Genomic DNA, 6,824 nt, shown 5'->3' on the forward strand with positions numbered 1-6,824 from the left:
ATGTCAGGCGTCATGTACCCGTGCGGCGCAGCAGCCCATCCACGGCCCCGAGCAGGGCGCGGCGGTCGTAGGGCTTGGGCAGGAACGCCACGTTTTCGGGGAAGTAGGCGAAGCTGCTGCGCGGGTCGGCCGAGATCAGCATGATCCGGATCTGCCGGTTCATCTGCGCGCGTTGGGCCAGCTCGATGCCATCGATGCCGCCGGGCATGTGGATGTCGCTCACCAGCAAGCCGATGGTGGCGTCGTGCAGCAGGATGTTCAGCGCGCTGGTGCCGTTGCTGGCGGTGATGACGTGGTAGCCCTCGGCCTCCAGCACCAGGGCAGTGACCTCACGGGCGCTGCGGTCATCCTCGGCCAGCAGGATGGTGTTGTTCTGCGCGTGGGTCATGGGTATTCGGATTCTCGATAGAGGGAATCTGCCGGTGACCATGGTCTGTTCCATGTCAACGAGCAGTGAGGCTTGATTGCGCTTATGCTGTGTTTCTAGGGCAGAGCTGGGCGTATGAACGATCTCGAACGCTATCGGCAGTTGATCGGATTCTCCCCGGATGGCGTGCACGAACTCGACGTGCAGGGCCGCATCATCCACATGAACGACAGTGGCTGTGCCGCGCTGTGCATCGCCGACCCGGTCGCCGCGATCGGTCAGCCGCTGGCCGCGTTCTGGCCCGAGCAAGCGCGTGCTGCGATCGAGACGGCGTTGTTCACCGCGCGCATGGGGCAGTCCGCGCAGTTCACCCAGACGCTGCCATCGGTCAGCGGCGAGGTGTGCTGGTGGCTGGTCAGCGTGCATCCGTATCTGGGGAGTGCCGATCAAGTCGAGGGTATCGCCGTCATCAGTCACGACATCACCGAACGCGTGCAGGCCAAGCAGGCGCTGGACACGGTGATCCTCGGCCTGCACAGCCGGCTCAGCCTCAGCGAGTCCGCAGGAGAAACCGGCGTCGCCCGCAACGAAGCGCTGGGCCGGCAGTTGGCCCGTGCACAGATATTCCAGAAGCAGGTGGTCGATCGCGAGCAGTCGCTGAGATTGCAGCTGGGTCTGGCCAGCGCCGCGCAGGCCGTTGCCGAGCACGCCGCGCAACAGGCGCAGAAGAACGAGGCGATCGGTCAGCTGGTGGCGGGCCTCTCGCATGACTTCTCCAACATGCTGCAGATCGCCATCGTGGCGTTGAGCAGCATCCAGGACGATCCGGCCAACCTCACCGAGACCCAGCGCCGCCTGCTTGGCTACAGCATGGACGGTGTGCACCACGCTGCGCTGCTGTCCAAACGCCTGCTGGCCTTTGCGCGCGTGCACCGCTATACCGCCGAGCCGGTCGAGCTGGCCGCCATCGTCCGCGACATCGAGAGCTTCGCGCGCCACAGCCTGGGCGCCAGCATGAATTTCCAGGTCGAGTCGGCCGCCGTCGAGCTGCCAACCCTGGGCGACAGCCATTCCATCGAACAGGCCTTCATCAACCTGTGCATCAACGCGCGCGACGCCTGCAACGGGCAGGGCGCGATCCGGGTCCGTCTGGGCGAGCTGGTGGTCAGCGAGGCGCAGGCCAGCACCCTGCGACCCGCGGGCGACTACGTCACGCTGGCGGTCATCGACAACGGCTGCGGCATGGCCGAGGAAGTAAGCGAGCGCATGTTCGAACCGTATTTCACCACCAAGCCCGAAGGCGCCGGCACCGGACTGGGCCTGGCCCAGGTGTACGGCGTGATGCGCCAGGCCGGCGGTTTTGTCGATGTGGAATCCGCGCCGGGTCGGGGCACCACGATGACCCTGGCGTTCCCGCGCCTGCAGCTGCCTGCGGCCGCCTAGCGCGCTGCCGGCAGGTTCGGCCCGCGCGGGTGCTGGCCTATACTCCGGAGTCTGTCCCACCGGAGCCCTTCGTGATGAACGCCCCCACCCGCATCGACACCACCCGTACCATCCGCGCGCCGCGCGGCACCGAGCTTTCCTGCAAGAGCTGGCTCAGCGAGGCGCCGTTCCGCATGTTGCAGAACAACCTCGATCCGGAGGTGGCGGAGAACCCGGCGGAGCTGGTGGTGTACGGCGGCATCGGGCGCGCCGCGCGCAACTGGGAGTGCTTCGACGCGATCCTGCGCAGCCTGCGCGAGTTGAACGACGACGAGACCCTGCTGGTGCAGTCCGGCAAGCCGGTCGGCGTGTTCCCCACGCACAAGGACGCGCCGCGCGTACTGATCGCCAACTCCAACCTGGTGCCGGCGTGGGCGACCTGGGAGCACTTCAACGAGCTCGACAAGAAGGGCCTGATGATGTACGGCCAGATGACGGCCGGCTCGTGGATCTACATCGGCTCGCAGGGCATCGTGCAGGGCACCTACGAAACCTTCGTCGAGATGGGCCGCCAGCATTACAACGGCAGCCTGAAAGGAAAGTGGATCCTCACCGCCGGCCTCGGCGGCATGGGCGGCGCGCAGCCGCTGGCCGCGTCGCTGGCCGGTGCGTGCTCGCTCAACATCGAATGCCAGCAGAGCCGCATCGACATGCGCCTGAAGACGCGCTACGTCGACGAGCAGGCCACCGACCTGGACGACGCACTGGCGCGCATCGAGAAATACACGAAGGCGGGTGAAGCGAAATCCATCGCGCTGCTCGGCAACGCCGCCGACATCCTGCCGGAACTGGTCAAGCGCGGCGTGCGTCCCGATGCCGTCACCGACCAGACCAGCGCGCACGATCCGGTCAACGGCTACCTGCCGCAGGGCTGGACGGTGGAGCAGTGGTTCGAGCGCCGCAAGAGCGATCCTGAAGGCACCCGTGACGCCGCCAAGCACTCCATGCGCACCCACGTCGAGGCGATGCTTGCGTTCCACGCGCAGGGCATCCCCACCTTCGACTACGGCAACAACATCCGCCAGATGGCGCAGGACGTCGGCTGCGAAAACGCGTTCGCGTTCCCCGGCTTCGTGCCTGCCTACGTGCGCCCGCTGTTCTGCCGCGGCATCGGCCCGTTCCGCTGGGTTGCACTGTCCGGCGATCCTGAAGACATCTACAAGACCGACGCCAAGGTCAAGGAACTCATCCCCGACGACCAGCACCTGCACAACTGGCTCGACATGGCGAAGGAGCGCATCAGTTTCCAGGGCTTGCCGGCGCGTATCTGCTGGGTCGGGTTGGGGCTGCGCCACAAGCTGGGGCTGGCGTTCAACGAGATGGTGCGCAACGGGGAGTTGAAGGCGCCGGTGGTGATTGGGCGCGATCATCTGGACTCTGGCTCCGTTGCCTCACCGAACCGCGAAACCGAAGCGATGAAGGATGGCAGCGATGCGGTGTCCGACTGGCCGTTGCTCAATGCGATGCTGAATGTCGCAGGTGGCGCGACGTGGGTGTCGTTGCATCATGGCGGTGGGGTGGGGATGGGGTATTCGCAGCATTCCGGTGTGGTGATCGTGTGCGACGGTACGCCGGAAGCGGACAAGCGCATTGCGCGGGTGCTGTGGAACGATCCGGGTACTGGCGTGATGCGGCATGCGGATGCGGGGTATGAGATTGCTGTTGAGTGTGCGAAGGAGCAGGGGTTGAAGTTGCCGATGGTTTGAGGTCTCGGCCAAGCAGCACTCACAGCAATTTACCTAATTTAGATCTGAGGCAGGCGAACATTGCTTATGGGTAATTTCTTCGCATTCTAGGCGAGCTGTTGGTCGGGCCGGCAGAGATTGTGTCGCTATACCTGCTATAGCCACATTTATATTTGACGGAGGATTTCCAGCTAGCGCTACTACTCTCATCCATTTTTTCGAGGTATCTGTCATGACTGAGCCGTTTGTTTTGAAACAGCGCGAGACGCTGCAACACGAATCCGAGCCAAGCACCAACGAGTACTACGATCCCGAGCGGCAACTTTGGATCGATGCTGCGTCTGGAGCACCCCTCATTCAAAGCTTGCGCGGGCGTTCAAATGCGTCGGAATTTGGTGAGACTCTTTCCACAGAAAGCCGTGAAGGAGCAGATCAGTCTGAGATCAGCTCTCTTGTTGGATCCCAGTTTGGCGAGACGACGATGACTAAGACGCAAGAAGGCCATGATCAGACCGGAGAGTCAGCGTTAGTTTCAAATTTTGGAGAGACCGTAGTTACTGCGACCAGCGAAGGCGCTGATGCAAGTGAGGCGGCATCAGGGTCGGCGCATGCTTCTTATTCTCACCTCTGAGAAAGACCTTGCGGCTGATTTTCTTATCGTCACTCTCATCGAGCGTGGATTGCCCTACGTCCGCTTGAATGTGGAGGAATACCATCGCCGCTTCGCTACATTCGAAGTATCAGGCTCAGGCACTATGCGAACGTTGATGGCCCACGACGGGACTGTCATCGATTTAAACGAGATCCGGGCGGTCTGGTATAGACGGGCAATTCATCCCCACGTCGACGCTGCAGTGCCCCTAGATCAACGGATGTTCGTCGCAGGCGAAGAGCGACATTTTTGGGCTGGTTTGTTTTTGTCGACTGATGTTCGCTGGGTTAACCCGATCGACAAGGTATCAGTCGGTGAACTTAAGCTTGTGCAGCTGCATTTAGCCCAAGACTTGGGGTTTCATGTGCCTCGGACCATTGTGACTCGGAATGTGGCTGAACTGCGCTCATTTATAGTGGAAACGGGGAGCGCAATATGCAAGCCGATTTACCACGGATTGCTGGTCAACCTCGCTGAGCGATCGTCCGCTTTCACGCGGCGTATTACTCTAAAAGACTTAGATGATGAGGCCGCTATCAGTGTTAGTCCTGTGCTCTTCCAAGCGGAGGTACGTCGGAAGGCGGATATTCGAGTCACGGTGGTAGGTGACGCCATCTTTGCGGTGCGCATCGAATGCAATGATGAGCAGATGATCGATTGGCGAAAACCCGGTTATGAATTGATCTATTCGACGATGACCTTGCAAGATGACACTGCTGGCAAGTGTCGACGCATGTTGGCGGCGATGGGTTTAGCCTATGGCGCATTTGATTTTATCGAGGAGCCATCAGGTCGATTGGTTTTTCTCGAAGTCAATCCGACCGGGGAGTGGGCCTGGCTTGAAGACAAATTGGATCTGCCTATGCGCGCGGCTTTCATACGACTTTTTTATGGTGAGCATGCATGAAAGCTATTCCACAGAAGACGTATACAGCGCAACCACCTTTGTTTCTTGGACGTGGAAGTGGCGGTGGTTTTTTTAATCAGTGTTATCGAATCATGTGTGGTCTGTACCGAGTTTTTTGGTATCCATTTCTTCCATACAACCCTAGACCAGAAGCAATACTAGATCCACCAGAGCCTAAAACTAAGCTATCCAAAGAGACATTGGCGCAGTGCGAAAAAATCTATGAGCGTACCGAGACAACGCGGAAGTTCGTCGAGGAAAAAGCTCGCGCGACATTTGGCATCGTGTCTTTTTTAGCGCCCCTAATCGGTGCGGGCTTCGTTTTCTTACTTACTCAGTCTGACAAGCGCGAAGCTACATACACGATTGCGCTTGTACTGACGACTATCTCTGGTTTCTTGCTGCTTCTTGCCTTTATTTCTATCGCGCGAGCGGTAGGTGTTAAGGAGCATATGGACTTGTTGCTCGATTCGGTGCTTGAGAAAGATCAATTTCGCAATTATGACGCTGCTCGCTACGCTCGTGGATTGTTGTACTGTGCGTCATGGAATGGTGGCATGAACGCGCACGTTGCCCAGTTCGTGCGAGGCGGTCATATATTAATCTCCTTGTCAGTGCTATTTGCATTTGCTGGCTCTATACCCTTGGGCATGACCTATGCAGAAACTGCTAGGGCTGAAGCTCACCATCACGATGACTTGGCTAAGTCTGATCCCGTCGCAGACCAGGTGGCTTTTCTCCATAGGGATCTTGCTGCAATGCATGCTGATCTTCAAAATCTTGAACGACAAGGCGCTGAGAAAGGCGATGTCGGTTTCACGTTCTCGCAATGCAAGTGAATCCCAAAAAGGTGTCACCATTTCGCCGCCGGGGTCAATAGACACGCACTAGCTCTTCCCCGGCGCTGCCGAAGAGTATGTACCCGTCTGTCGCTGACCGATTAAAGGGGACGTGGCTAATTAATTCGTCGACCATGTTGGCTGACCCTGCCGGTGTGCTGCATTTAATTTGCCACGTCCCCTTTGTTTCTCGACGACAAGCACCTGCACAACTGGCTCGACATGGCGAAGGAGCGCATCAGCTTCCAGGGCCTGCCCGCGCGCATCTGCTGGGTCGGCCTCGGCCAGCGCCACAAGCTCGGGCTGGCGTTCAACGAGATGGTGCGCAACGGCGAGCTGAAGGCGCCGGTGGTGATTGGGCGCGATCACCTCGACTCTGGCTCCGTCGCCTCACCGAACCGCGAAACCGAGGCGATGAAGGATGGCAGCGATGCGGTGTCCGACTGGCCGTTGCTCAACGCCATGCTGAATGTTGCAGGTGGTGCGACGTGGGTGTCGCTGCATCATGGCGGCGGGGTGGGGATGGGGTATTCGCAGCATTCCGGTGTGGTGATCGTCTGCGACGGCAGCGCCGAGGCGAACAAGAGGATTGCGCGGGTGTTGTGGAACGATCCGGGTACTGGCGTGATGCGGCATGCGGATGCGGGGTATGAGGATGCGGTGGAGTGTGCGAAGGAGCAGGGGCTGAAGTTGCCGATGGTTTGAAATCTCTGAAATTAACCTGGCCCTATTTGTCGCTGAACCGCACTATTAAACTGTGGCTAGGGATGCTCTGATCTATTGAGGCTGAAACGGCCGTCCATATGCCGTGCAGAAACTTCGGCATGGCTGCGCCAAAATGACGATTTGACCAGCTGTTTCTTATGGCCGCGGCCGCTGATCTGCTTCTGAT

General features: G+C 59.6%; 6 protein-coding genes and 1 pseudogene. 6 read left to right on the plus strand and 1 reads right to left on the minus strand.

What is annotated here, in order from left to right; all coding sequences use genetic code 11:
- Nucleotides 1-10: 10 nt before the first annotated feature.
- Nucleotides 11-388, minus strand: a complete 378-nt coding sequence (locus B0E51_RS15610) for a response regulator (RefSeq protein WP_077445779.1) — start codon at nucleotides 386-388, stop codon at nucleotides 11-13.
- Between the two features lie 114 nt (nucleotides 389-502).
- On the opposite strand from B0E51_RS15610, the gene B0E51_RS15615 reads away from it, so the two are divergent.
- The 6 genes and pseudogenes from B0E51_RS15615 to B0E51_RS15635 all read left to right on the plus strand — a co-directional run.
- On the plus strand, nucleotides 503-1,810 hold the full coding sequence (locus tag B0E51_RS15615) for a PAS domain-containing sensor histidine kinase (protein ID WP_077445780.1): 1,308 nt from the start codon (nucleotides 503-505) through the stop codon (nucleotides 1,808-1,810).
- Nucleotides 1,811-1,884: 74 nt separating this feature from the next.
- Nucleotides 1,885-3,555: a urocanate hydratase gene (gene hutU, locus B0E51_RS15620; protein ID WP_077445781.1), complete on the plus strand. Its 1,671-nt coding sequence runs from the start codon at nucleotides 1,885-1,887 to the stop codon at nucleotides 3,553-3,555.
- A gap of 211 nt (nucleotides 3,556-3,766) precedes the next feature.
- Nucleotides 3,767-4,165, plus strand: a complete 399-nt coding sequence (locus tag B0E51_RS19345; RefSeq protein WP_143525952.1) for a hypothetical protein — start codon at nucleotides 3,767-3,769, stop codon at nucleotides 4,163-4,165.
- Nucleotides 4,143-5,093, plus strand: a complete 951-nt coding sequence (locus B0E51_RS15625; RefSeq protein WP_077445782.1) for an MvdC/MvdD family ATP grasp protein — start codon at nucleotides 4,143-4,145, stop codon at nucleotides 5,091-5,093. Before B0E51_RS19345 ends, B0E51_RS15625 begins: the two co-directional genes overlap by 23 nt.
- Complete coding sequence (locus B0E51_RS15630) at nucleotides 5,090-5,932, plus strand: hypothetical protein (RefSeq protein ID WP_143525953.1); 843 nt, start codon at nucleotides 5,090-5,092, stop codon at nucleotides 5,930-5,932. The genes B0E51_RS15625 and B0E51_RS15630 overlap by 4 nt, the downstream gene beginning before the upstream one ends.
- Before the next feature lie 192 nt (nucleotides 5,933-6,124).
- Nucleotides 6,125-6,637 (plus strand): annotated as a pseudogene (locus B0E51_RS15635) (urocanate hydratase); the annotation flags it as partial.
- Nucleotides 6,638-6,824: the final 187 nt, after the last annotated feature.

The organism is Rhodanobacter sp. C05, from assembly GCF_002001165.1.
Taxonomy (GTDB): Bacteria; Pseudomonadota; Gammaproteobacteria; order Xanthomonadales; family Rhodanobacteraceae; genus Rhodanobacter.

What these genes read in the sequence shown, in the direction of transcription:
- B0E51_RS19345 (WP_143525952.1), top strand. Translation starts at nt 3,767, where the DNA reads ATGACTGAGCCGTTTGTTTTGAAACAGCGCGAGACGCTGCAACACGAA.
- hutU (WP_077445781.1), top strand. Translation starts at nt 1,885, where the DNA reads ATGAACGCCCCCACCCGCATCGACACCACCCGTACCATCCGCGCGCCG.
- B0E51_RS15615 (WP_077445780.1), top strand. Translation starts at nt 503, where the DNA reads ATGAACGATCTCGAACGCTATCGGCAGTTGATCGGATTCTCCCCGGAT.
- B0E51_RS15630 (WP_143525953.1), top strand. Translation starts at nt 5,090, where the DNA reads ATGAAAGCTATTCCACAGAAGACGTATACAGCGCAACCACCTTTGTTT.
- B0E51_RS15610 (WP_077445779.1), bottom strand. Translation starts at nt 388, where the DNA reads ATGACCCACGCGCAGAACAACACCATCCTGCTGGCCGAGGATGACCGC.
- B0E51_RS15625 (WP_077445782.1), top strand. Translation starts at nt 4,143, where the DNA reads ATGCTTCTTATTCTCACCTCTGAGAAAGACCTTGCGGCTGATTTTCTT.